21 protein-coding genes are annotated in these 25,853 nt (G+C 29.3%); 13 read left to right on the top strand and 8 right to left on the bottom strand.

Translation table 11 applies throughout. The features are described from left to right. Positions 1–28 precede the first annotated feature (28 nt). Positions 29–2,473 carry an autotransporter outer membrane beta-barrel domain-containing protein gene (locus QU666_RS02050; protein ID WP_021768626.1) on the bottom strand — a complete coding sequence of 815 codons (2,445 nt, stop codon included), beginning with the start codon at positions 2,471–2,473 and terminating at the stop codon, positions 29–31. 248 nt (positions 2,474–2,721) lie between these two features. Here QU666_RS02050 and QU666_RS02045 point away from each other — a divergent pair, with 248 nt between their 5' ends. The 8 genes from QU666_RS02045 (at position 2,722) to QU666_RS02010 (ending at position 10,423) form a co-directional block, all read left to right on the top strand. Beyond that, positions 2,722–4,431, top strand: a complete 1,710-nt coding sequence (locus QU666_RS02045) for a DUF262 domain-containing protein (protein WP_021768627.1) — start codon at positions 2,722–2,724, stop codon at positions 4,429–4,431. A gap of 156 nt (positions 4,432–4,587) precedes the next feature. Then, entirely contained in the window at positions 4,588–5,073 is a 486-nt protein-coding gene (locus QU666_RS02040) for an HMA2 domain-containing protein (RefSeq protein WP_036070131.1), read from the top strand. Continuing rightward, positions 5,073–5,444, top strand: a complete 372-nt coding sequence (locus QU666_RS02035) for an HMA2 domain-containing protein (RefSeq protein ID WP_021768629.1) — start codon at positions 5,073–5,075, stop codon at positions 5,442–5,444. Before QU666_RS02040 ends, QU666_RS02035 begins: the two co-directional genes overlap by 1 nt. A 33-nt stretch (positions 5,445–5,477) precedes the next feature. Then, the gene (locus tag QU666_RS02030) at positions 5,478–7,658 is read left to right on the top strand and encodes a heavy metal translocating P-type ATPase (RefSeq protein ID WP_021768630.1); all 2,181 of its coding nucleotides are present in this window, start codon (positions 5,478–5,480) and stop codon (positions 7,656–7,658) included. Positions 7,659–7,693: 35 nt separating this feature from the next. After that, the gene (locus QU666_RS02025) at positions 7,694–8,440 is read left to right on the top strand and encodes a hypothetical protein (RefSeq protein ID WP_021768631.1); all 747 of its coding nucleotides are present in this window, start codon (positions 7,694–7,696) and stop codon (positions 8,438–8,440) included. 50 nt (positions 8,441–8,490) lie between these two features. Next, entirely contained in the window at positions 8,491–8,778 is a 288-nt protein-coding gene (locus tag QU666_RS02020) for a hypothetical protein (RefSeq protein WP_021768632.1), read from the top strand. Between the two features lie 63 nt (positions 8,779–8,841). Continuing rightward, positions 8,842–9,528 (top strand): 2,3-diphosphoglycerate-dependent phosphoglycerate mutase, encoded by a 687-nt coding sequence (gene gpmA / locus QU666_RS02015; protein ID WP_021768633.1) that lies wholly within the window; start codon positions 8,842–8,844, stop codon positions 9,526–9,528. 244 nt (positions 9,529–9,772) lie between these two features. Beyond that, positions 9,773–10,423 (top strand): RsiV family protein, encoded by a 651-nt coding sequence (locus QU666_RS02010; RefSeq protein ID WP_036070134.1) that lies wholly within the window; start codon positions 9,773–9,775, stop codon positions 10,421–10,423. 77 nt (positions 10,424–10,500) lie between these two features. On the opposite strand, the gene QU666_RS02005 is transcribed toward QU666_RS02010, so the two are convergent. The 6 genes from QU666_RS02005 to QU666_RS01980 all read right to left on the bottom strand — a co-directional run bounded on the left by QU666_RS02005 (position 10,501) and on the right by QU666_RS01980 (position 18,594). Further along, positions 10,501–11,568, bottom strand: a complete 1,068-nt coding sequence (locus QU666_RS02005; RefSeq protein WP_021768635.1) for an LD-carboxypeptidase — start codon at positions 11,566–11,568, stop codon at positions 10,501–10,503. Between the two features lie 132 nt (positions 11,569–11,700). Continuing rightward, positions 11,701–12,843: a lipopolysaccharide assembly protein LapB gene (locus QU666_RS02000; RefSeq protein ID WP_021768636.1), complete on the bottom strand. Its 1,143-nt coding sequence runs from the start codon at positions 12,841–12,843 to the stop codon at positions 11,701–11,703. A gap of 155 nt (positions 12,844–12,998) precedes the next feature. Further along, positions 12,999–13,697, bottom strand: a complete 699-nt coding sequence (gene dapD, locus QU666_RS01995) for a 2,3,4,5-tetrahydropyridine-2,6-dicarboxylate N-acetyltransferase (protein WP_021768637.1) — start codon at positions 13,695–13,697, stop codon at positions 12,999–13,001. Positions 13,698–13,916: 219 nt separating this feature from the next. After that, entirely contained in the window at positions 13,917–14,441 is a 525-nt protein-coding gene (gene nrdG, locus QU666_RS01990) for an anaerobic ribonucleoside-triphosphate reductase activating protein (protein WP_021768638.1), read from the bottom strand. Between the two features lie 37 nt (positions 14,442–14,478). After that, the gene (locus QU666_RS01985) at positions 14,479–16,671 is read right to left on the bottom strand and encodes an anaerobic ribonucleoside triphosphate reductase (protein ID WP_021768639.1); all 2,193 of its coding nucleotides are present in this window, start codon (positions 16,669–16,671) and stop codon (positions 14,479–14,481) included. 540 nt (positions 16,672–17,211) lie between these two features. Continuing rightward, entirely contained in the window at positions 17,212–18,594 is a 1,383-nt protein-coding gene (locus QU666_RS01980; protein WP_021768640.1) for an MATE family efflux transporter, read from the bottom strand. Positions 18,595–19,209: 615 nt separating this feature from the next. Here QU666_RS01980 and guaA point away from each other — a divergent pair. From guaA to QU666_RS01965, 3 genes are all read left to right on the top strand, one after another. Continuing rightward, entirely contained in the window at positions 19,210–20,754 is a 1,545-nt protein-coding gene (guaA, locus tag QU666_RS01975) for a glutamine-hydrolyzing GMP synthase (RefSeq protein WP_021768641.1), read from the top strand. Positions 20,755–20,932: 178 nt separating this feature from the next. Then, a complete protein-coding gene (locus QU666_RS01970) occupies positions 20,933–22,516 on the top strand; it encodes an RNA-directed DNA polymerase (protein WP_021768642.1) in 1,584 nt (527 codons plus the stop codon). Positions 22,517–22,566: 50 nt separating this feature from the next. Beyond that, positions 22,567–23,223 (top strand): hypothetical protein, encoded by a 657-nt coding sequence (locus QU666_RS01965; RefSeq protein ID WP_021768643.1) that lies wholly within the window; start codon positions 22,567–22,569, stop codon positions 23,221–23,223. 512 nt (positions 23,224–23,735) lie between these two features. Here QU666_RS01965 and QU666_RS01960 read toward each other — a convergent pair. Continuing rightward, a complete protein-coding gene (locus QU666_RS01960; protein WP_232218486.1) occupies positions 23,736–24,143 on the bottom strand; it encodes a hypothetical protein in 408 nt (135 codons plus the stop codon). Between the two features lie 271 nt (positions 24,144–24,414). On the opposite strand from QU666_RS01960, the gene QU666_RS01955 reads away from it, so the two are divergent. Both QU666_RS01955 and QU666_RS01950 read left to right on the top strand, forming a co-directional pair. Then, positions 24,415–24,942, top strand: a complete 528-nt coding sequence (locus tag QU666_RS01955; protein WP_021770132.1) for a hypothetical protein — start codon at positions 24,415–24,417, stop codon at positions 24,940–24,942. Between the two features lie 156 nt (positions 24,943–25,098). Continuing rightward, positions 25,099–25,749 (top strand): hypothetical protein, encoded by a 651-nt coding sequence (locus tag QU666_RS01950; RefSeq protein WP_021770131.1) that lies wholly within the window; start codon positions 25,099–25,101, stop codon positions 25,747–25,749. The last annotated feature ends 104 nt before the right edge of the window (positions 25,750–25,853 follow it).

The following is a 25,853-nucleotide window of genomic DNA, read 5'->3' as shown; positions in this document are numbered from 1 at the left end:
TATTTTAAATCTCAACTAAATTTTTTTATTAAAAAGTATGTTTAAATCCTATTGTTCCTCTAAATCCAGAACGTCTTGAATTACCAAACGACTGTTCATATCTTGTGTCGATGTATAAATTGCTTTTTTGTCCTAATGGTGCTTGTGCTCCTAACCCTATTTCTCCCCAAGTTGTACCAAGTTTTTCGGTTACTTTGTCAGAACCTATGTTTGTATATTTATTTTCATATTTTGTAAAATCATGCCAAATATTTGCTACAACATAATATGTATTTGTTCGCCCCTCATCTGAATTTCCATTATAAGAAAGTTTGATTCCTGTTCTTCCACGTAATCCATTTCTATTATCCTGACTGACTTTTCTCAATCCATCATTAAATGACTTTGTGTTCAAATATTGATATATTAACTGTGCTTGTGGTTCAATTGCCCATGTCCCAGCTTTTCCAATTCCAAATGATTTTCCAGCTTCTCCTGAAAATAACAATCCGTAGCCTCTTTGTTTTACATTAAAGTCATCTCTTGATTTATATTTATTTTGTAAATATGAAATTTGTCCCACTAAATCATAATATGAGCCATTTTCTGTATATTTTGTTTTTGTAATACCTAATGAAATACTTTCTGCTTTTCCTTTACCTGTATATCTATCATCAGAAATTCTTCCATTTTCAGCACGGTATCTGTCAAAAAAATCTGCACTTGCCCTATTATATGAAATATAACCACCTAATAAATGGTTATTCCCATTTTTATCCTTATTTATTTTAAAGTCATGCCCTAGCTGCACTCCATAAAGATTACTTTCGTATTCAAATCTTTCCTTACCTTTTTCGCTCATACCACTACCGTAAATTCTTGTCCATAACTGTCCTTTATCAGCTGACAGCTTTTCTAAATCTAATATTTGGTTTTCTCCTCTTCTTTCATTTAAAGTTCCAACAGAAGAATAACCCATTTCCATATTTATTTTTGGCATTAATACATAAGCCGACACTGGCTGTGCCATAATATAGATTGGACGACTCGAACCTGAACTACCAGTACCAGCTCCACCAATCACTCCAGCAGTAGCTCCAGAACTTCCAAGAGGTGCAATAGTCCAGTAGTATTCCCAAATACCATTAACTTGTCTGCTCGCAAGTTGAGCCTCCGCAGCTCCAGCCGTTCTCGCTGTTCCAGTAAATGTAGTTGGTGTAGAATTTCCAGCTACTTTTACAACTGGTACACTGTTTATACGTTGTGATAATTGTTGTACATTTCCTGGAATGTAATTATCAAATTGATTTTCTTCTGGAGTGTCATCAATATAAACTGGTACTACCTTTGTTGTCCCTGTAGCATTTCCAGTAATGTAGACTAAATCTGATTCTGAATTTGTTCCATTTTCATCTCCTGGAGCATTCCAAATAGTATTCATTTCAATTGTACCGTTATTTCCGTGATAATTTCCTTCTATAATAAGTTTATCTTTACTGGAATCACTTTTTAGTTGAATAAGTCCACTGTTATTAAGAGTTCCATCATTATTAATTCCATCAGATGTTAATTTTATATAATAAATTGAAGTTACTCCATCACTTTCTGTAACATTATCTTCATCAAATGATATAAAGGACTTATTACCTATATTTAACGAATTAAGTGTTGCTCTTTGTTCAGAAAGTGAATGATTTTTACTTAATCCCCAGTATGCTCCATCTATTAAATTTACATTTAAAACAGATTTTCCATGTTTTGTCATTAAACCTAATATTTGCGTTCCTCCATCACCTTCAGTGCCATCATCTATTCCATTAACTGTTAATTCTGAATAAACTCCATTTGTTTCATCAGCTTCAACTTCAACTACCCAGCCACTATTATTTGAATGAATTTGTGATTTAAAACCATTACTTCCAATTAAATTAAGTTCTGCATTTTTTATGCTCTTTCCATTTTTTGCTTCAACTTTCACAGTAGATTCTGTAGAATTTCTTGGTGCCCATATAAACACATCTTTTAAAGTTACTTTTTGATTTATAGCACTAGAACTTACACCAGTAATTGGATCTGTTACTGTATATAAAATTGCTTCTTTTGACGGAAGAATGGATATTTCAACAGAATCCCCGCCTACACCTGTACCTGTTGCCTCAAATTGTGTATTTGAATTTGTGACTGTTATTGCAGTTCTAGATGTAAATAAAGGTGCTTGCGTTGTCGCATCAATATCTCCGTATCCTTTCAAAGTAAATTTTTTACCCTCACTAATTCTAAATGCTCCATGTGAATTGTATGAATTAGAAAAATTTAAAATTTCTCCATCTCCTGTACCTGAATTTACAATGTATTCTCCATTCGCATTTGGTGTTATTGGTGCTGCCATTCCCAATCCACCTGTCATTAAAAATGTTATTAACAACATTTTTGTATATTTGTATTTTTTCTTTAATATTCTTTTTAAAAATCTTTCTGTTTCTTTAAATAGCATGCTCTCTCCTTGTTCAATTTTTAAATATTAACTATATGTATAAAATTCGTAGTATTTTAACATTTTTTATTTTTTCTGTCAATTTTTATTTTAATAATATATTAAAAATCAAAATTAAACTAAACAAGGATAAAATCACTTTCTAAAACTTTAAACTTCATTTTATATGTTACTATGGGAAAAATTATAGTTGAAAAATAATCTAAAAATAGTGTATAATTTATAAAAAGAACGAAATAGGAGGCGTTATGGTTGCAACAATACAAGTTAACAAGCAAAGCATAAAGCAGTTACTAGAAAGTGGTAAAGATCAGACATTTTTGATACCTGAATATCAAAGACCATATTCTTGGACTGAAAATGAAACTAAAACGTTATTTTATGATTTATTAGAATTTACAGAAAATGAAGCTAAGAGAGCTAATGAAATAGAAGGTACATATTTTTTGGGAAGCATTGTTTCTTATGAAAATGAAGATGGTGAACAGGAAATTATCGACGGACAGCAAAGAATAACTTCCTTATTTTTACTTTTACGAGCAATTTACACAAAATTAACTTCTTATGAAAACAAAACTGTAGAACAGGAAAATTTTATAAGACAAATTGAGCCAGCTTTGTGGAAGCAGGCAAAACTTACTGGAGAAGTTGATTATACTAGTGTTTTGATTACTTCCAGAGTTATTGACAATGAAGGAAATAAAATTTTACAAAATATTTTGGAAAGCGGGATTGCTGATCCTAAAGCAACTGATAATTATTCTAAAAACTACATTTTATTTCAAAAACTATTTAATAAACTTTGTGAATTAAGTCCGACATTAATGCTGGAATTTATTTATTACACGTTAAACAGAGCTGTTGTTTTCCCAATAAAAACAGATTCACAAGACGATGCTTTAAGTGTATTTTCTACTTTGAATGATAGAGGATTACCTCTTTCTGAAGCAGATATTTTTAAGGCAAAAATGTATAATAAAATAAAAAAAGAATACAAAAAATTATTTATTAAACAATGGAAAAACTTGAGTGAGCGGGCAATTTATGCTAAAGAAAATGTAAAACAATTGTTTTATTATTATATGTTTTACCTAAGAGCTTCTGAAAAAGATATGGCAACAACTACACTTGGACTTAGACGTTTTTATTCAAAAGGCGGATTTACACGGCTTTATAAATCAAACTTATTGAAACATTTGGATCAAATTTTGGATTTATGGGTAGTTATGAACAGACGTGAATCAATTGATGAAAAACCTTGGACAGAAAATATACAAATTATAAAGATTTTGGATACTTTGTCTGCCTATCCAAATGAATCTTGGAAATATCCTGTTGTTGTGTATTATTTGGCTCACGGTGATAAGGAAAACTTCGAAACATATTTCTTGAAATTTTTACGAAAACTGTTTTTAGAATTGACTGCAAATTACCTTGTAACACCAAGCGTTTCAGCTGTAAAATCTGATATTCTAAAATTAAATGTAGATATAATCGACAATGTTTCTCCAAAGATTGCATTTAAAAATATTCCAATTTCTGTACTTCAAGAAAAAGTAAAAACACCAAACAAAAATCTAGTACGTATGATTTTAAAAATGGTTGTGTATAACAATCAGGATGAATTACTGCCTGAAAAATGGGAAGTTGAGTATATTTTACCACAAAAATGGAGCAACCGTTTTTCAGAAAGCATTGAAAATAAACAAGTTAAAGAATATATAAACTACATAGGGAACAAGATTCCTTTCGAGAAAAAATTATCAATTAAAGCTTCAGAAAACTTTTTTGACAAGAAAAAAGCAAGTTATGAAAAATCTAAAATTAAATATGTACGTGAACTAATCCCAGCAGATAAGACTGACTGGACTTTTGAAGACATTAATATAAGAAACAAGAAAGTAGCAGAAGAGCTTGTTAAATTGTTTATTACTTGGAATGGAGAATATGAATTTTAAATTTAATAATTTTTTAGGATAAGGGTGTTAGAAATGCACTTATTTTTTGATAAAATTGTTTTAAAGTCTGTTTTATTTTATTTTATTTAATTAAATTCTTGAAATTTAAAATAAAAAGGTGTATAATAATTTATGAAAATATTTAAGGAGTTGGTTATGTTACAAAATTTTTATGGCGTTATTCAAGTAAAACATTACCAGAATGGACGTTTGAGACTTCAAACAGATGTATTAAAGGAAAATGAAGAATTAGAACAGGAATTTTTAAATAATATACGTCAATTATCAGGAATACACTCAGTAAGCGTTAATTCCATTATTGGAAGCATCTTAATTTATTTTGATGAAAAAATTATTGAAAGTTCGTTTTTATATTTAATCGTACTAAAACTGCTCCATCTGGAAGAAGAAGCCTTGAAAAATAAGCCTGGAAAAGTAAAAAAAGTGTTAAAACAGGCATTTGAATCTGTTGATATGGCTATTTACAATAAAAGTAGAGGTTATCTGGACTTAAAGACATTAGTTGCAGGAATTTTTGCTTTTTATGGTATTAAAAAATTAAGAGAAATTCCAAAATTGCCTACAGGTACTACTTTATTATGGTGGGCTTTTATTTTTTTATCAGAAGGGAAAAGAAAATAATGTTAGAAAATTTATTTAAGGCTACATATCTGATGTTTAACCAGATAAAGGTTGTACACAGTATTCCTGGCAGATTAAGACTTTCTGTCCCAAATTTGTCAAAAATTCCAGAAGAATTAAAAAAATATGATTATAGAGTTACAGAACTTATTTTATCAAAAAAAGGCATAAAAAGTATTGAGTATTCGTATGTGACAAATAAAATTCTGCTTTATTATGATGTAAAATTAATTTCAGAAAAACGAATACTGGACTGGCTGAACAAAGTTTGGAAAACTATGATTAATCATTCTGAATTATATGAAAATAAATCCTTAAAGGAAATAGAAGATAATTTGGATACTTTTTATAACATAATTAAAGAACTTTAATTATTGTCAAAATGAAAAAAGAAAGGGATTTTTATGTTAAATAAAGATTATTTGCTGGACTGTAAGATTTTACACGAAATTCGTGGAAGAATCAGAATAAAATCAAGAGCTTTAAAATATCTTGGAATTCATAAGGAAGAGATAACAAAGCAGCTCATGCAGGTTCATTATATCCAAAGTGTTGAAATTTCAAGTATTACAGGAACTATTCTTGTTTATTTTGATAATTTCTCATTAACTGGTGAAAACTTAATATCTTTACTTCAAAATACATTAAATACATATCTAGTAGATATATACAAAAACGAAAAAAAACAAATATCAAATAAATATGTGATTGAAAGACGTCTGCAGGAAGAATCTCCACAGGAAATTATTAAAAATATTGGTGCTGCTGTACTTTTACTGCTACTGCCAAATCCAAAGACAAAATTAACAGGAATCAGGCGGCTATTTAACTACAAAACTTTATCAACAGTTTCTTTAGCCCTGCCTGTTTTAAAAAATGGAATTTATTCTCTTATTCAAAATAAGCGTCCCAACGCAGATACGCTAAGTTCTACAGCTATCGTCAGCAGCATTATTTTAGGAAGTGAACGAACAGCTTTGACAATTATGATTTTAGAAAAATTTGCAGAGCTTCTGACTGTTTATACAATGAAAAAGACACGTGGCGTAATTAAAGACATGTTAAGTGTTGGAGAAAACTATGTCTGGAAGCAGTCTGATGATGAAAATACAGCCAAAAAAGTTCCAATTGAAGAAATTAGCAAGGGAGATTTTATACTTGTTAAAACTGGGGAAAAAATAAGTGTGGATGGAACGATTGAAAAAGGTGAGGCGATAATTGACCAGTCGGCAATTACTGGGGAATATATGCCTGTTACGAAAAAGGCTGGAGAAGAAGTTTTTGCAGGAACACTTTTAAAAAGTGGAAATATTACCGTAAAAGCTGAGAAGGTTGGAGATGACAGGACAGCTTCCAGAATTATAAAATTAGTGGAAGATGCCGCTTTTAACAAGGCTGATATTCAATCTTACGCCGATACATTTTCTGCACAGTTAATCCCGCTTAACTTTCTGCTCGCTGGAATTGTCTATGTTTCAACGAGAAACTTGCAAAAAGCTCTTAGTATGCTTGTAATTGACTATTCATGCGGAATAAGGCTGTCAACAGCAACAGCATTTTCAGCTTCAATTAATACAGCAGCTAAAAATGGAATTTTGATTAAAGGAAGCAACTATCTGGAAGAACTTTCAAAATCTGACACAGTAATATTTGACAAAACAGGTACAATTACCGAAGGAAAACCTAAAATTCAAACGCTGAAGACTTTTGGAAAAAATATGAAAGACAACCGAATGCTTGCACTAGCTGGCGCGGCTGAAGAAACTTCATCACATCCTTTAGCAAGTGCAATTTTGAATGAAATTAAAAATAGAGGATTAAAAATTCCAAAACATAAGGAATCCGTTATTAAAGTTGCAAGAGGGATAGAAACTTTTGTAAATAAGGATATTATCCGTGTTGGAAGTCTGAAATACATGGAAGAAAATGATATTTCGCTTGAAGTGACAAGTGATATAGTAAAGGGAATGCAAAACCGTGGAGAAATTGTAATTTATGTGGCTAAAAATAATGATTTAATAGGTGTTATCGGTGTTTCGGATCCGCCTAGGGAAAATATAAAAAAGGCAATGAATCGGCTAAGAAATCAAGGAATAGATGATATTGTACTCTTAACGGGAGATCTGAGACAGCAAGCCGAAACCATTGCTTCAAGAATGTCAATGGACAGATATGAGTCTGAACTGCTACCTGAGGACAAGGCTAAAGATATTTTAAAATTCCGTTCAATTGGTTCAAAAGTTATTATGATAGGTGACGGAATAAACGACGCTCCTGCCCTTTCCTACGCAAATGTAGGAATAGCTCTAGGAAGTTCACGTACCGACATTGCAATGGAAGCTGCTGATGTTACAATAACTTCAGACGACCCATTACTAATACCAGGTGTAATTGGTTTAGCAAAAAACACTGTAAAAATAATAAAGCAGAATTTTGCAATGGCAATTGGAATAAACAGTTTTGCCCTTGTATTAGGTGCGACAGGACTTCTGCCTGCAATATACAGTTCAATTTTGCATAACTCTATCACAATCTTAGTAGTTGGAAATTCATTGCGACTATTAAAATACGATGTTAATAAATAAAAATTTTTGTGTTTTTGAAGGAGTTTGAATAAGATATGAAAAAACTAACCTTAATAATACTGCATAAATTACCGAATCGTGTCAGATTCAAAATTTCACACGATATTGCCAATACAAAAAAATTTTTTGAAACAATAAAAGTTGAAACTAAAAATACAGCTTTACGGTATAATCAAACTATAAATACTTTGCTCGTTACATTTGAGCCTGAAGAAATTTCAATAGATGAAGTAATTTACCGAACTGCAACTGCCTTATCAGTTGAACATGGTATGACTTCAGTAAAACTTGTTGAAGATTTTGAAGAAAAATCAATAGATTTACTGTCAGTTTATTCTGGAGCCGCAATATTACTTTCTTTCCTGTATGGGCTTGGCAAAAGTAAAGTTGAAAAATTACAAATAGGCATAAATAACTTTACAGCAGGGCTGACAACCGCAGCAATTATCGAGCATGCTTACAGGGAAACACAACGTAAAGGTTTTTTTGACATTGAAATATTACCTGCATTATATTTGCTCAAATCGTATCTGGCAAACAGATCGGTTACAGCGATAGCACTTATGTGGTTTACAACTTTTGGACGGCATCTTGTATTAAATAACTTTTCCAACAAGGAAGTAAGAATTTATCGTTTAAAAGCTGATAATGGAAAATCTCATTATGTTGTAGATGTAAGAAATGATAATTCTATTGAAAATCTGAGTGATTTGATAGATCACATATTTTTCAATAACAGGGCAGGCAATGAGCCAGATGACAAATACATTGCTTTGCAATAAAAATTAATAAATGATAAAATAATAACAAATAAAAATTTGGAGGTATAAAAATGATAAAATTTGGAAACATTAAAAAGGAACATTTAGTAGGAGCGGCAATCGCAGTAGGAACTGTAGCAGTAGGTTATTACCTGTACAAAAAAAATCAAAATAAAGTTGACAGTTTTTTAAGAAAGCAAGGAATAAATATAAAAACATCTTCAGAAGCAACTTATGATAATATGAACCTTGAAGAATTAATGACAACAAAGGAACATCTTGAAGATTTAATTGCTGAAAAAGAATTATCTACAAACACAGCTACTGCAGAAGCAGTTGTAGAAACTGAAACAAAATAGTAAAATAAAGTCGCTTTTTTATTAGTTCAAATATAAAACGACTTTATCAAAAGGAGGAAAACAATGAAACTAGTATTAATTCGACACGGTGAAAGCCAATGGAATTTGGAAAATAAATTTACTGGATGGAAGGATGTTGACTTGAGTCCAAAAGGAGTGGAAGAGGCAAAGGCTGGCGGTAAAGCCTTAAAGGAAATGGGATTAGTTTTTGACATTGCTTACACATCTTATTTGAAAAGAGCTATTAAAACTCTTAATTACGTTTTGGAAGAACTGGATGAATTATACATTCCAGTTTACAAATCTTGGAGATTGAATGAACGTCATTACGGAGCATTACAAGGATTAAACAAAGCTGAAACTGCTAAAAAATATGGAGACGAGCAAGTCCTTATCTGGAGAAGAAGCTTTGATGTTGCCCCGCCTGCAATAGACAAATCAAGCGAATATTATCCAAAATCAGATAGAAGATATGCAGATTTATCTGATTCTGAAGCACCACTTGGAGAAAGCCTTAAAGATACCATCGAAAGAGTTCTGCCTTACTGGCACTCACATATCTCAAAAAGTTTGCAGGAAGGAAAAAATGCTATTGTAGCAGCTCACGGAAACAGTTTGCGTGCTTTAATAAAATATTTACTAAATATTTCAGATGATGATATTTTAAAACTGAATTTAACAACAGGAAAACCTTTAATATTTGAAATAGATAAAGATTTAAAAGTATTGTCATCACCAGATTCATTCTAATCTTAGTAAAAATAAAATCTTTTAAGCAAGGGCAAACTAAAGTCCTTGCGTTTTATTTTATGTTTTTAAAAAATTTCAATTACAACAAAAAAATAAAAATAATTCTTAACTAAAATATATAATGAAAAAAGTTTGCTTATTTATGAAATATAGTATATAATATATTGAAATAACTTCAAAATTGAGATTAGAAATTAAATCCAATTTTTTAGCTAAAAACAAAATTTTTGAGGTGATTATAAAAATGAGAAAATTAACATTAATTTTTATGACATTGATTTTATTTAATCTGTCATTTGCAAAAGAAAAGATTGACACAACTTTTACATTTCAAGGGTTTTCACCAACATCTCCAAGTGTTGTAAAAACTACCAAAAAAATAAAAGTCATAGGAAAATCAAGAATTTCTTATCCATCATTTTTAGGGAGAAATTCTGACGTTATAAAAAATATGAATGCAATTATGCATAAGTTTATTTCAGCTTATAAATCTACAAAACATATTAGCTATAATACTACTTATGAGATTACAGCTGACAATAGCTCATATTTAAGTGTTTTATTTACAATTAATATAACAGATACTGACACAGGACAAAAAACAAAAGTTTATAATGCCATTTCGTACAACTTAAAAAACGGAAGATCATTACAACTTAAAGACTTATTCACAAATGGATTTAATGAAGAATTAAAAGGAGTTATTAACAACAGATTCAAACAATTTGGATTACCACAAATAGATAGCTTTGATGCTATTGCTAAAAATCAAAACTTCTATTTACAAAATGATTCTTTAGTAATATTCTATAATAAAGGTGAAGCTACAAACTTTGCTGATGGTGAAGTATTTATTCCATTCTTATTAACTGATTTAATTGGAATCTTAAAATAATTTAGATAAAAAAGAGTAATTAAAAATACACTAGAAAATAAATTTTACTTTATTAAATAGTGTATTTTTTATTTGCTTTATTTTGTTGCTTTTTCTATCATAATTTCACGTTTGTAGGTATCCATTGTAGCTTTTGCTCCAATTGGAACGGTTATAAATGGTCTTACATGTCCAGATTTAAAGTTTTTTACAATCGGAATATTTAATTGTCCAAAATTATCATAAAAAACTTCATCAATTGTCATATCCGTTGGATCTGACTGTTTTGGATTTTTAAAATCTCCAAGTATAATTCCTTGCAATTTATCAAATTTTCCAGCTAGTTTTAATTGTTTTAACATTCTATCCACTCTGTAGCTAGCCTCATTTGTTTCTTCTAAAAATAATATTTTTCCATCTGTATTAATCTCATGATCTGTTCCAAGCGTTGCAACTACAAGAGACAAATTTCCTCCTGTGATTTTACCAGTTCCACGTCCACTTTTCATAATTGTGTAGGTATCGTCAAACCCTAGTAAATTATACGATTCATTACTTGTAAATGCTTTGTTAAAGGCATTTTCAGTAACTGATGGAATGTTTTTTAAATTATCTGACATAGGCCCATGAAAAGTTACAAGCCCTGTTTTTTCATTGATTGCTAATAATAATGTCGTATTGTCACTAAATCCTGAAATAATTTTTGGATTTTTTTTGATTACATCATAATTTAATTTATCTACAATTCTTATTCCGCCATATCCTCCACGCACAGCAAAAATTGCATTAATATTAGGATTCGCAAACATATCATTTATATCCTTTGCCCTAACACTGTCAGTCCCTCCGAATCCATACCATCTCGAATAAAATGACTGTCCGTAAACCACATTGAAGCCACGGCTTTGCAAATATTCAATTTCTGCATTACTATTTTCATTAGTATAGTTTGCAGGTGCAATTAATCCAATTGTATCTCCTGGTTTTAACCCTTTTGGAATAATAACCTCATTTGTTGTGTTATTTTTTGAATTTCGAGTATTCGATGATTTTGTAGGAGTGTTTGCTCTTACAGCTTCTCTTACTGTTTTATAGCTTGTCGCATTTAATGCTAGACTACTTATTATTAAGCCTATTAATATTATTTTTTTATTTATTGTTCTCACTTCCTTTTTTTATAAATTTAAAACTTTTTCATAAAAATTCCAAAAAAATAGGCAATTTATCCTAACATTTAAAGTTAAGATGCCTTGCCTAATTATATCAGATAATTTTGTAGTTTACAATTTTTATTTTATTTATTTCATTGCTTGAACTTGTTTCAAGACTTCTGCTGCTCCATTTACTTTATTGTTTACAGCTTCTTGTAAAATTTTAACTGCTTCAGCTTTTTTACCTTGTCCTGCATAAACTTGTCCTAAAATAAGTTTTGCACTGTTATCTTTATCTTCAGTTATTGCTTTTTGTAAATATTTTTCAGATAATGCTGCTGCTCCTACACTTCCAAAATAAGTTCCAATTTGTTTGTTAGTAACTTTTGGTGTTGATGATTTTAATTGGTTATAAGTAGAAGTTATTTTTGCTGTGTTATTTTGTACTTCATAAATTCCTAATAATAAGATTTTTGCACTTACATTTTTAGGTTCTGCAGCCACTGTTTTTGCTAAATATTCTTCTGCTTTTGTTGGATTATTTTGTTGCAAGTAATAAGTTCCTAACATTCCTAAAATTTGTCCATTTTTACCTTTTGCAGCTGTGTTCATATCTAATAAATATTTTTCAGCTTCTGCTGGTTTTTTCTCATTTATAGCAATTTCAGCTAGTAAAATTCCAGCTCCATTTACACGGTCACTTGCTCCAGTATATGCTTTTTGTAAATATGATTTAGCTTGAGCTAGATTATTTTTTGTTAAGTAGTATTGTCCAATATTGTAATTTACTTCTGCTACAAAGTCTTTATTTGCAGATTGTACAGCTTTATTGTATCTTGCAGTACCTTTTGATTGTTCATTGTTATCAAAATAGAAAATAATTAGACTTGATGTAATGTCTGCATTTTTTCCATCTGTTTTTTCATCTGTCCAAAGAATATATTTTTCAGCTTCAGATTTATTTTTTTGTTGAATTCCTACTAAATATAATAATCTTGCAGCTTCCACAGCTTCAGCACTTGTACTTTGGCCATTTCCCCATGCCGCTTGTAAATAAGGTTTAGCTTTAGTTACATTATTTTCTTGCAAATAATATGCTCCCAATTCTAAGTTTGCTTTTTGTGCGTATCCTGCGTCACTACTTTTTGCCACACCTTCCAATACTTTTACAGCTTCAGCAACTTTTTTTTGCCCTGCTAATTTTACTGCATTTTCATAATCTGATTTTGCATCAGCAAATGAAATTGCTCCTGTTACTAAGATTGCTCCTATTAGTAATAATTTTTTCATTTTTCCTCCTAATTATTTTTTTATAAGCTATATTCAAAACTATAGATATTTATTATTTATAAATTATTTTACCATTTTCAAATTTGATTTCACTTATAAAATAGTATAAATATATTTAATAAAACCTTTTTTATTTTTATTTTTCTAAAAAAATACTAAATATTTCTCAATGCGTCAACTAATTCTGTTTTGGATGCTGTCTTTGCATCTACCCCTTTTATAATTCTAGCTGGCGTTCCAGCTACAACTACACCTTCAGGAACATTTTCCGTAACAATCGCTCCAGCTGCAACAACTGAACCTTTTCCTACTCTTACACCTTCCAGCACAACTGCATTTGCTCCAACAACAACATCATCTTCGATAACTACTGGATCTGCTGAAGGTGGCTCAATAACTCCTGCAATTACTGCTCCTGCTCCAATATGACAATTTTTACCAACTTTTGCACGTCCACCAAGCACAGCATTCATATCAATCATTGTTCCTTCACCAATTTCAGCTCCGATATTTATTACAGCTCCCATCATAATAACAGCTCTGTCCCCGATATTCACTTTATCACGTATAAATACTCCTGGTTCAATTCTAGCATTAATATTTTTAATATCAAGCATAGGTACACCAGAATTTCTTCTATCGTTTTTCAAGTAATAGTTTGTCAAATTATTTTCATTAATAATTTTTTCAATTTCTTCCCAATCACCAAATACAACTTTTAATCCTTCATTTCCAATTACTTTACACGAATAAGAATTTTTTATTTCTTCATCTGTATAAAGTTCCACAGGTGTTGTTTTTTTGGCATCGGCAATATATTGAATAATCGCCTTTGATTTTTCCAATTCTGTCATTTTAATCCTCCATTTTTATTTTAGTTTTGTAATAAATTTATCTATGTAGTTACAATTATTAATTCATTTTTATATTTACCAAAATTATAACTTCTAATTAACACACTTCCCGTATTTTATCATTTTTTTATAATTTTTACAACTATAACTTTAGTTTTTGCGTGAAAAAAAAGAACTTTTATTACAAAAGTTCACTAACAAAAAAACTTTTTTCCAAATTCAAATAAAAAAATCTTCTTTCTTAATAATTCTCTGATTACTGCTCCCCCTAAATTTTAAATTCGGATCATACAATTCTTTCACAAATCGTCCATCCACCAAAACATCCACATACTCAAGACATCTTCTCCGAAGTTCATCTTCTCGCACTTGCTCCAGCGTATAGCCAGTATAAAGCCAAATATTCTTTTTCGTTTTTTCCTTTAAAAATTTTAACACTTTTAATATATCCACTGGATTAAAAAGAGGATCTCCACCACTTATTGTTATTCCATCAAGCAACGTATTTTCATTTATTTCTTTGGCAATTTCTTCTAATTTTTCATAAGTTAGGAGATTCCCGTGCTTTGGATTCCACGAATATTCGTTGTGGCAACCAGGACAAGCGTGGGAACAGCCAGCAAAATAAAGTGAATAACGAAGTCCAACACCGTCAACAATCGTCTCTTTATAAGTCATTAAGAGTCTTAATGTAAAATCATTTTTCAAATTTTTTTCTGATGCCTTAACTTTGACTTTGCCCACTTTATTTTACCTCTTTCTCACAAATCTCAAAATTATCCTATCTTACTCCGTGTTTTACCCTGTCGTGCTCTTCAGCTTGCTTTGCACTGTTCCAGCTATCTAAATCTCCTGTGAGATAGCCTGTTATTCTTCTAATTCTAGAAATATTATGGCTTTTGCAAATTGGACATTCATCATAAATTATCGCTTCGGTTCCGCAATCTCTACATCTGTCAACAGGGTGGTTTATCGATCCGTAGCCAATTCCTGTATCTTTCATTACTTTTACAATTTTTAGCATAACGCCCATATTTTTACGAGCTTCCCCGTCCAGTTCCACATAAGTAATATGCCCACCTTTTGTTAATTTATGAAATGGCGCCTCTTTTCTTATTTTGTCAAAAAGACTGATTTCCTTTTTTACGTCAATATGAAATGAATTTACGTAATAATCCCTGTCTGTGACATTTTTGATTACTCCAAAATCATTTTTATCAATACGTAAAAATCTTCCCGCCAGACTTTCTGCTGGAGTTGCCAAAATCGAATAGTTCAAATGATATTTGTCCCTAAACTCATCTGCAACTGTCCCCATCTTTTCAATCGTATCATAAAGCACTTTATAGGCAATTTCGCTTGTTCCGTGTTCTGCATCAAATAAAGCATACATTGCGTTTGCTCCACCTACAAATCCTATCGAAAGTGAACCTGAGTTTATCGCTTCTGCCACTTCCTCGTTTCCGTCTTTTAGACCAAGTCCCTTCCACAGATTGTTGCTTCTCATAAATGGAAATTGTTTTGCCAAAGCTGTTTTTTGGAAATTATAACGCTCGTAAAGCTGTTCTCCTGCAAGATAAGTTAGTTCCAATACTCTTTTTTGGAATTCCTTTGTCAGTAATTCTATTTTTTTATTATTTTTTTCTTCTTCATTTGCAAATTTTTTAGCTTTTTCCATTTCTGCAATTTTATTTTCCACATTTTTTCTTGTTAAAATTGCAACTCTAGGAAAATTTATGCTCGTAAACGATAAATTTCCACGTCCAAGACTGCTCTTTTCACCATTTATGTTTTCAAAAACACGTGTACGGCAACCCATTGTTGCAATTTCATACTTATATTTTTTAGGATCGTCCATTCTCCATTTTTCATGTTTGTTAAATTCTGAATCTAAAAATACAAAGTTCGGAAATAGTCTTCTGCTGGAAGTTTCACAGGACAACAGCAATAAATCAAAATTTGGCGCTTCAAACTTTATTTTTTTATCTTCCAAGTCATTCCCATAAGAAATTTTTTGATTTTTTACACTTTTCAGTGCCTCATCAAAATCACTTTGAGCTAAATTATAATCATTTTCAGTGTAATTAAGTCCTTCCTTCACTTTAAAAATTTGTATTGGGAAAATTGGAGTTTCATTTTTTCCAAGCCCGCTAGATGTCGCCTTTAACAGTTCACGAATTACCATTCGCCCTTCTTCTGAAGTGTCTGTTCCATAATTTATAGAAGAAAATACGACTTGATTCCCTCCACGTGAGTGCATTGTATTTAAATTGTGTAAAAATCCTTCCATTGCTTGATAAGTTTCATTTTTAGTATCTTCATAGGCTTCCACCATCAATTTTATCAAATCATTTTTATTTATTTTAAAATATTCTTCAAGTGATTTTATTTCATTTTCATTGCATTTAATTGATGAAATATTTTTTAACAAAAATTCTTTTGCATTATTTTCAAATTCTTTTGTAATTTCTACTCCATTTCTAATTTCAGCAAAACTCAAGATTCTTCTTTTTAAGTGTCGTCTAAATGATTTTAACACACCTTTTGCCATGTAAAAATCAAATGAGGGTATTGCCTGTCCGCCATGCTGTTCATTCTGGTTTGTCTGAAAAATAATCGTAGCAAGAGTCGCATAAGTAGAAATGCTCTGTGCTTCCCGAATATATCCATGCTTAGTATAAAACCCCTTTTCAAACATATCTGCCAAGTCATACTGCAAACAAGTCGTAGTCTTACTGGAATAAAAATCCAAATCGTGAATATGAATAAAGCCTTTTTCATGAGCTTCCTTGAATTTTGGAGATACCAAATTTTCCAAAGCATAAATCTTTGACACTTCACTTGCAAACTTCATCATTTGTCCAGCTGGAGTCATTGAAGACATATTGGCATTCTCATTACATGTGTCATTGCTCTCAACATTCACTATCCCTGCTATTATATTTTTCAAATTTTCTGTCAATTGTGGTTGCATTTCTATTCCTCCCTCATTCTCTGTACCCAGTTTCCTATCTCTAAAAATTTACAAACTATCAATTCCCAGTCCCCTTTTCATTATCAATAATCCAAACGTATTTTTAACAAAAAACACTATATATAGTTAATATAACATAATGATAACACAATATTTTGTGTTTTTCAAGTTTTATAAAAAATATATATACTTCCATAAAAAGCCAATTTTACAAAATTTTTTCATTTTTTATCCTATTGTTTTTGATAAAAAAAATTTATTTATTTTCCTTTAATCATATATTTTATAAATTTTTTAACTCAAATTTTCTACATTTTCAGATACAATCTAATTTTTCTTCAATCTAAAATTTTTCATCAAAAGTTACTGGGATGATCTAAATGAGATAGAGATAATGATGAAATAGGTATAGAATGCTATAAAACAGCTAATGGTTATTATTGCTGCAAGAACAAATATGGGAACATAGTTTATTAATGTGCAATTTTGCAAGAATAATTTAATCTGTATGAAAGTGAATTTTAGAATTCTGTTTCTTTTTTATTTATGTCGTTTAATTTTTCTTTTCATAATCTCATTTTGATAAAGTTTTTTCAGATAAAAAATTGTCAAAATTCCAGCTACAATTTCTGCCATTGGAAAAGCAATCCAAACTCCGTTAATTCCCATTATTCCAGCAAGTAAATAGGAAAGTGGAAGAATAACAATTAATTGGCGAATTAATGAAACAATAAGGCTAAATATACCTTTACCCAAAGCTTGAAATGTCCCACTTGAAACAATCGAAAACGGTGCTATCAAAAACGCAAAACTAATTATTCTAAGTGCAGGAATCCCAATTGAAAGCATATTATCTGAAGCATCAAACAATTTAAGAATTGGAACAGGCAAAGTTTGACAAAGAACAAATCCAGCAAACATAATACCAAATGCATAAATATTTGCCAATTTCACAGCTTTCAAAAGCCTTTTTATTTTCCCAGCACCATAATTGTACGAAACAATTGAAATAACCGAATTGTTTAGCCCAAAAACTGGTAAAACAACAAAACTTTGCAACTTAAAGTAAACTCCAAGTACAGCCGTTGCTGTCGTTGAAAATGAAGCCAAAAGATTATTTAACTGAAATATCATAAATGACGCTGCAGACTGCATAAATATTGATGGAAAACCAATTTCATAAATATTCGCAATCGTCTTAAAATGCACCGCAAACTTTTTGATAGCAAAACGAACTTCGTGATTTTTCTTAATATTAAAATACAAAGCCATTAGCATTGCAACAGTCTGTCCAACAATCGTAGCCACAGCCGCACCAATAATCCCCATTTTTGGAAATCCTAAAAGTCCAAAAATAAAAATCGGATCAAATATAATATTTATAATCGCTCCTGTACTTTGCGTAATCATTGTATAAATCGTTTTCCCCGACGCAATCAGCATTCTCTCAAAAGTAATTTCCAAAATAATCGAAAAGGCAAAAATCGAACAAATACTCAAATACTGAATTCCATAAGTTTCAATAAGTCCTGAAGCCTTTTGAAACTCAAAATAAAATTTCGCAAAAAATAGCCCAAAAATAGCAAACAAAATAGAATTCAAAATTCCTAAAAATATCCCATTATGCACAACCCGTGTTACACCTTTTTCATCTTTTGCTCCCAAATATCTCGCAATCAAAGCCGTTATCCCTACACCAACTCCAGTCCCTGCCGAAATCATCAGATTCTGAGCAGGAAACGACATTGAAACTGCAGTAAGTGCCTCTTCATTAATTCTAGCCACAAAAAGACTGTCCACAATATTATAAAATGCCTGTACAAACATCGAAGTAATAAGTGGCAACGACATATTAATTATAAGTTTATTAATTGGCATTGTCCCCATCTTATTCTCTAATTTCACTTTTTTTGCAATATCCATCAAAAATGTTCCTTTCTAAAATTTTTCATTATCATTAAATTTTTTTTAAGTTTTCTCTTAATTATAAAAGTCTAATTTTTTTATTTCAAAAGTTTTTACATTTATTATATCTTATAAATTCACAAAATTCAATATTTTCATTTTTAAACGAGATTTAGTATTAAATTAGTTTATTTAATAACAGTTTTTACTATTTTTATTGTATTTTTTCCTTATTTTTTACAGGATTGCTAATTGCCACAAATCATTATCTTGCAATAAATGTTTATCCTGATAATTAAAATTGTAGCAATCTTGCTACGCAATACCTATGGCTAGACTCCGACTTTTATTTGCCCAACTCCGAAACTCCTCCTTGCAGTCCTCAAACACTCGTAGTTAAACAAATAAAATCTCCGTCAGTTTATTAAACTACAAAGATATTTATTATAAATTTCCGAGATTTTAATTTTTCAGTAAAAAACAACTTTTCTAAGCTTTTCTATTTTATTTAACCTAATTTAATAATTGAGAATTAAATTTTATAAAAATATATAGAAAAAACTTAAAAATAATGCTAAAATATTTACATAAAATTATGTTTTATGAAAAAAATTTAATAGATAGAGGTGGAAAGTGAAAGAGAAAATTATTATTATCGATTTTGGTTCACAGTATAGCCAATTAATTGCCCGAAGAATTAGGGAAATGGAAGTTTATTGCGAAATTGTACCTTTAATTGATGTTGAAAAAATAAAAAATGGAGAAGAAAAGGTAAAAGGTATCATCTTTTCAGGAGGCCCTGCTTCAGTTTATGAAAAAGGCGCTCCAACTGTAAATCCTGAAGTATTTAACTTAAATCTTCCTATTTTGGGAATTTGCTACGGAATGCAATTAATTACACACTTAAATGGCGGAAAAGTTGAAAAAGCTGATTCAAGGGAGTTTGGAAAAGCTGTATTAGAAGTAGAAAATAACAATAATCCTTTGTTTACAGGGGTAAAAAAATCTTCTAACATCTGGATGAGCCACAACGATCACATCACAGAATTGCCAACAGGCTTTGAAATAATCGCAAAAACAGATTCATCAATCGCTGCAATTACAAATAACAATGGAATTTACGCACTTCAATTCCATCCAGAAGTAGTACATTCTGAATGTGGAACACAAATTTTGGAAAATTTTGTATTTAACATCTGTAAATGCGAAAGAAACTGGAAAATTTCAAGTTTTATTACTGAAAAAACAAAATCCATCAAGGAAACTGTTGGAGATGAACACGTGCTGCTTGCCCTTTCTGGTGGAGTAGATTCATCAGTTGCCGCAGTTCTGATTAACAATGCAATCGGACACCAGCTTACTTGTATGTTTGTAGATACCGGTCTTCTAAGAAAAGATGAAGGAAAAAAAGTTTTAGAATATTACAAGGAGCATTTTGACTTAAACATTGTTTTTGTTGATGCAAAAGACAGATTTTTAAATAAATTAAAAGGCGTAGATGAGCCTGAAGCCAAGAGAAAAATCATTGGAAACGAATTTATCGAAGTATTTAACGAAGAAATCAGAAAACTTAAAGGACAGGAAGGTGCAAAATTCCTAGCACAAGGAACAATTTACCCAGATGTAATTGAATCTCAGTCTATAAAAGGTCCTTCCCACACAATAAAATCTCACCATAACGTAGGAGGATTGCCAGAAGATTTGCAATTTGAATTACTTGAACCTTTAAAAGAGCTATTTAAAGACGAAGTACGAAAAGTAGGACATGAACTTGGACTACCTGACACAATTATAAAAAGACACCCATTCCCAGGTCCAGGACTTGGAATCAGAGTTATCGGAGAAGTAACCCCTGACAAAGTAAAAATCCTTCAAGAAGCCGACGACATCTTCATCACAGAACTAATGGAAAAAGGACTTTACGACAAAGTAGATCAGGCATTCGTAACATTACTACCTGTAAAAACTGTTGGAGTAATGGGCGATCAAAGAACTTATGAATACGTAGCAGCTATTCGTTCAGTAAATACAATCGATTTTATGACTGCCACATGGTCAAAACTGCCTTACGAATTCCTTGAGGAAGTGTCAAACAAGATTATAAACAAAGTAAACGGAATAAATAGAATTGTGTATGATATTTCTTCTAAGCCGCCAGGAACTATTGAGTGGGAGTAAAGTCTTCATTACTTAAATGAATGAGTATATAACTAATTTAGAAAAGAGCTTTAATATTAGAAAAATAAAAAAAGAAAACAAAAATATTAATATTTAAATTGATAATAAGTTTTAAAATTTTTATACTATTTACAAAAGTAGAACATAGCATTATTTTTAAGGAGATATTTTAAAATTTATGTTAAAAAAAGAGACATTAAGAAAAGCTTGTTTTAGAGCCATAGACAATATATTATATGAAGGAACTACAGATGTAGAATTGTTTAATCGGGCTTTTGAAATTGACTATTTAAAGATTGATAAAGTAAAAAAGGAAATTTGTAGCGAAATTTGTTCCGCTATTCAAGAAAATCATTTTTCACAACTGAAAATCCATAAATTAGGACATGTATTAGTACCTAAAAAAAATTTAGCAGATTATAGAAAATGCGCTTTAATTGATATTTATGATGAAATCGTATATTTAACATTAGTAATTAGTATTGCCAGTGAAATTGAAAAAATGCGAGTAAATAAACGTAGAAGTAGAGTTTTTTCTTATAGATTTGAAAATTTTAAGGGTAAGGGTAGACTTTTTAATAAAAATTTCCACTACACTGCTTTTAAACAAAAAATTTTAGAGAAAAGTACACTTCCTAAGAATAAAATTGTTGTAGAATGTGATATATCAAATTTTTATGATAGATTAAATATCCATAGAATTGAATCTATTTTAAGGTCAAATCCAAAAATTGATGAAAGTATAATTTCTCTTATTAATGAATTATTATTATATTGGGCAAATAGAGATTCTTATGGTCTGCCTGTTGACTCTAATGCTTCACGAATACCTGCAGAAGTTGCACTAATAGAAGTTGATAACTATCTTATATCAAAAAAAATCAACTTCTGTAGATTTGTAGATGATTATAGAATTTTTGCAAAAAATTCATTTGAAGCTCATAATAATCTTGCGCTATTAACACTAAAACTAAGTAAAGAAGGAATGTTTTTAAATACACAAAAAACTAAAATTAAAGATATTTCTAATATCAATAAACAAAAAAATAAAAGTGATGAAAATAATTTTAACTTGAATGGAGATAAAAATTCCAATTTCCCAAAAATAATAAGGGGTTATTCAGGTCTTATTCCTAGCAAATTTAGAAAATTATCTAGTACAGAGACTACGACATTAAAAGAAAATGATTTAGATACTTTGATTAATAATGCTAAAAAAGATATGTTGATAGAAGAAAAGACAATTACAACAGTTATACGTACTATTATTGCAAAAAAAGAATATTATCGACTTAAAGATTTACCTAACATATTAAAAAAATTCCCTCAATTTATACCATATTTTGTTGATACTGTAATAAAATGTGAAAGTATGAAAAAAGAGGATATAATTGAAATTCAAGATAATTTTCAAGAATGGATGGTAAATGTAGACATACCTGAATATATCCAAGTATACTTAGTAAGGTTATATTCAATTCCTATATTTAAAAATAAAGAAATTCTATTAAGTTCTTTTAGAAATTTGAAAAGGAATTCAGGAGATTATATCGGAAGAGCCCTATTAGAATCTTTAGAAGGAAAGTTATCAAGGGGAGAATTACTTGAAATTAAAGATTATTATTATCGTGCAGATAAATGGGAAAAAAGACAAATTCTAAAGATGATTAACAATTGCTTTTCAACAGGCGAAAAAAGAGCTTTTTTCAAAGACATCAAAATTCATGAAGATGATTATTTTATTAATAAAATAATAAAATAAATCAAAATTTCAAGAAACACAAGTATATAATAAAAAAGGAGAATTCTGTAATGAAGGAGCTGGAAATTCTTTTAGAAAACTGGAAAAAACAACATGAAAAAAAGGGATATAGAAAATTTATTTCTGATGGAATTGTTAATTATGATAAATGGAAAAATCAATCTACTCCTAAAGTTTGTTATTTTTTAAAAGAAGCTTATGATACAAATGAAAATGGATTTAATCTTACTAAAATGTTAAAAGAAAAAGAACCTTGGAGTATGTGGAAAAAAGTAGCAATGTGGACTCAAGCTATTTATAATTCATTTTCTGAAAATATTTCTGATTATTCTGATAAAAATTTTCAGACAACGATTCAAAATATAGCTGTTGTTAACATAAAAAAAAGTAATGGAGAAAAAATATCGAATAATGAAGATTTGCAACAATTTATTAACTTGGATAAAGAAAGGATAAAAAAAGAAATAGAACTTATAAATCCTGATATTATTATTTGTGGAAAAACGTTTAAATTTTTGAAACAAATATTAGATGATATGGAAATATATGAGAATTCATTAATTGCTAAATGGAAAAATATTCTTATAATTGATTATTATCATCCAGCTTCTCGTTATCCTAATAAAGTGAACTATTATTCTCTTTTATCAATTGGAAAAATTGCTCAAGAAAAATATGATTTTAAAATTTTAAAAAATAGAATCTAGACTTTAAACATATCATATTTGACAGGTTTAAAAATAAAACTAGATATTTCTAAAGTATCATTAACAAAAAGTATATAGAAAACTATAAATCTAAAAATTATTTTATAAGTTATATTCCTATAATTAAATAGAAAATGAACATTACGAGAACATATTCTCTTTTTTACCTAGTGGCAAATTATATTGTAGAAATAGACAAAATCAATATTATAAAATCTTTTTATTACTACTTTACAAATTTTTTGTTATTATTTAATGTTAATGTGTAAAATACAAATACAATAAAAACAAAATAACATATAATAAAAAATTCAAACTGTTAAAGAAATACAATCTTATCATTAATTTTGAACTAGATAATCATTAGTATATGAAAACATAACCTTTCAAACTTAAATTTAAATTCCCAGTTTGTTAGATTATGTTTTTATTTTTTATTATAATTGTTTAATATATTATACTAATTTTAATATTTAAATAACGCTCTTGCAAATTGTACTCAAAGTTTAATTTTAACCTTCTTCTTCAAAGTACATCATATGTCCGTAAAAATAATCAAGTGCTTTAATTTTTCTTATTCCACTTGGAAATAATTTACAGTTATTAAAATACCAATATCCTACTTCACCAATATATGGATCAGAACCCTCTGGCTGAGAACCTTGTGGAGTATAGTTTCCTCCTTTTTTAATAAGATTTAACAGAGCTTTATTTAAGTCTTGTCTCTTTCCATCATAAATGTCGGGATAATTAACATAAGTTCTTCCTATATTTTGACATATAGAGTTTTTTCCAAATAAGGTAGTAAAATGTCCTCTTATATAAGCTCCTTCACTTTTGGTTATGTTTATATCTTTAGGGTAAGCATAAGTTGTTGTACAGGCACAAATAAAGATAAAACCTAGTAACAATTTTTTCATAACAAATCCTCCTCCTAAATTTTGATACATTAACTAGTATCTTTCATTATAAAGATACCCTATTTAATACAATTGTCAATCTACTTTTTGAATTTATTTTTAAAATTTTTCAAATGAAATTATTATAAGTATTTTATTTTTTTATATTTTTTAAAGCAGTATTTTATTTACTGTCAAAAAAACTTGACACATCAAAAAAAATATTATATAATTCAAATACAACAAAACGGAATTTTGTTTACTTTAAAAATTAGATTTGGAGGAATTAGATATGAAAAAAATTTTTTTACTTATAACAATACTAGCTATAGGTGTACTATCTTGCGGAAATAACGACAAAGAAAATTCTGCCACTGTACCTGAAAATAATACACAAAATGTTCAAAATGTGGAACAACCACAACAAACTGAAAATAAGGAAATATCCAGTAATGAAAATTCAAGTTCAGATGGAGAAGGCAATTACGCAAAAGGGATGGATGAAGAGTATACGACAGATGGTGATTTGCATGAAGACAAGTTTTTGAATAAAATATTTGGTTACACAGACACATCTGAAAGCTTTAAAATTCAAAAGGACAGTCAAGGATATTTTTTAACAAGATATGTAGATGAATCTCCAGAACAGGATAATTCTGGTTCAAGAAAAGAAGAAATAGTAAGATTGAAATTAGAAAGAGGCACAATTCTTCAAGAAGTAAGCAATGAGCCTTTAGCTTATGCTTATGATACAAAATTAAAAAAAATGGTATTTTTAAACCCAGAGAATAATTACAGAATAATAATGGCAACTGATTAGATTGAAATTTTCTCCATATTTTTTACTAAAAAAATCATTTTTAAAAAAATTTGACAAAAGAAAAATAATGTCTTATAATATTATGTTTAAAAGTTTTTTTGAAAAAAAGTTTTATAAACAAAAATTATAGTAAAAAATACAAAAGGGAGAAAGATTATGAAAAAATTATTTTTATTTTTAGTAATATTAGTTTTTGGTTCTGGAATTATCATTGCCAAAGAAATATTTAGTGGGAAAGTACCTGAAAATATTGTATTTGTTGGAGATTCGATAATGAATAGCAGTAAAAAATATATTGGTCCTAACTTCAAAAATCCTTATTTTGATACAAAAATATCACGTCAATTTTCAACACTTCCAGGGATTGTTACTAAATTAGCAGAAGAGGATAAATTAAAAACAGTATTAGTTGTACATCTTGGAACAAACGGAAAATTTACAGATAAAGATTTTGATTATGTTATGGAAATGGCAAAAGGGAAAGATGTATTCTTTATGAATACTGCTCACAAAGACCCTTGGGAACAAGAAGTAAATAACAAATTAAAAGAAAAAGTTGCACAATATAGTAATGCTTACCTAATTGACTGGTACTCTTATGCGAAAGGTAAAAATGAATATTTCTATAAAGACAGAACTCATTTAAATGATAACGGACAAAAATATTATGCAGACTTTCTAACTAACGAAATTAAAAAACATTATCTTGGAGAAACTAGAAAATCTGAATCTGCAAAAGATAATTCTTCAAATATAGCCAAAGCCCAAAATATTCAATTAAATAAAATAACTAATTTGACTAAATAATTTTTATAAAACTACTTTAATTTCAAACTAAAAAAGTTAAGCTGTATTATTTCATACAATTTTAAAAAGTTTGTTTTAAGGTAGTTTTTATTTTACAAAATACA

Source organism: Leptotrichia sp. HMT-225 (assembly GCF_030644325.1).
Taxonomy (GTDB): Bacteria; Fusobacteriota; Fusobacteriia; order Fusobacteriales; family Leptotrichiaceae; genus Leptotrichia; species Leptotrichia massiliensis.
The sequence above is the reverse complement of the archived record's forward strand: the minus strand, read 5'-3'. Positions and strand labels throughout refer to the sequence as shown.

Bases quoted from the DNA above. Each gene is read 5' to 3' on its own strand.
- QU666_RS02050 (WP_021768626.1), bottom strand. From the start codon at position 2,473: ATGCTATTTAAAGAAACAGAAAGATTTTTAAAAAGAATATTAAAGAAA.
- QU666_RS02045 (WP_021768627.1), top strand. From the start codon at position 2,722: ATGGTTGCAACAATACAAGTTAACAAGCAAAGCATAAAGCAGTTACTA.
- QU666_RS02040 (WP_036070131.1), top strand. From the start codon at position 4,588: ATGTTACAAAATTTTTATGGCGTTATTCAAGTAAAACATTACCAGAAT.
- QU666_RS02035 (WP_021768629.1), top strand. From the start codon at position 5,073: ATGTTAGAAAATTTATTTAAGGCTACATATCTGATGTTTAACCAGATA.
- QU666_RS02030 (WP_021768630.1), top strand. From the start codon at position 5,478: ATGTTAAATAAAGATTATTTGCTGGACTGTAAGATTTTACACGAAATT.
- QU666_RS02025 (WP_021768631.1), top strand. From the start codon at position 7,694: ATGAAAAAACTAACCTTAATAATACTGCATAAATTACCGAATCGTGTC.
- QU666_RS02020 (WP_021768632.1), top strand. From the start codon at position 8,491: ATGATAAAATTTGGAAACATTAAAAAGGAACATTTAGTAGGAGCGGCA.
- gpmA (WP_021768633.1), top strand. From the start codon at position 8,842: ATGAAACTAGTATTAATTCGACACGGTGAAAGCCAATGGAATTTGGAA.
- QU666_RS02010 (WP_036070134.1), top strand. From the start codon at position 9,773: ATGAGAAAATTAACATTAATTTTTATGACATTGATTTTATTTAATCTG.
- QU666_RS02000 (WP_021768636.1), bottom strand. From the start codon at position 12,843: ATGAAAAAATTATTACTAATAGGAGCAATCTTAGTAACAGGAGCAATT.
- dapD (WP_021768637.1), bottom strand. From the start codon at position 13,697: ATGACAGAATTGGAAAAATCAAAGGCGATTATTCAATATATTGCCGAT.
- QU666_RS01985 (WP_021768639.1), bottom strand. From the start codon at position 16,671: ATGCAACCACAATTGACAGAAAATTTGAAAAATATAATAGCAGGGATA.
- QU666_RS01980 (WP_021768640.1), bottom strand. From the start codon at position 18,594: ATGGATATTGCAAAAAAAGTGAAATTAGAGAATAAGATGGGGACAATG.
- QU666_RS01970 (WP_021768642.1), top strand. From the start codon at position 20,933: ATGTTAAAAAAAGAGACATTAAGAAAAGCTTGTTTTAGAGCCATAGAC.
- QU666_RS01965 (WP_021768643.1), top strand. From the start codon at position 22,567: ATGAAGGAGCTGGAAATTCTTTTAGAAAACTGGAAAAAACAACATGAA.
- QU666_RS01960 (WP_232218486.1), bottom strand. From the start codon at position 24,143: ATGAAAAAATTGTTACTAGGTTTTATCTTTATTTGTGCCTGTACAACA.
- QU666_RS01955 (WP_021770132.1), top strand. From the start codon at position 24,415: ATGAAAAAAATTTTTTTACTTATAACAATACTAGCTATAGGTGTACTA.
- QU666_RS01950 (WP_021770131.1), top strand. From the start codon at position 25,099: ATGAAAAAATTATTTTTATTTTTAGTAATATTAGTTTTTGGTTCTGGA.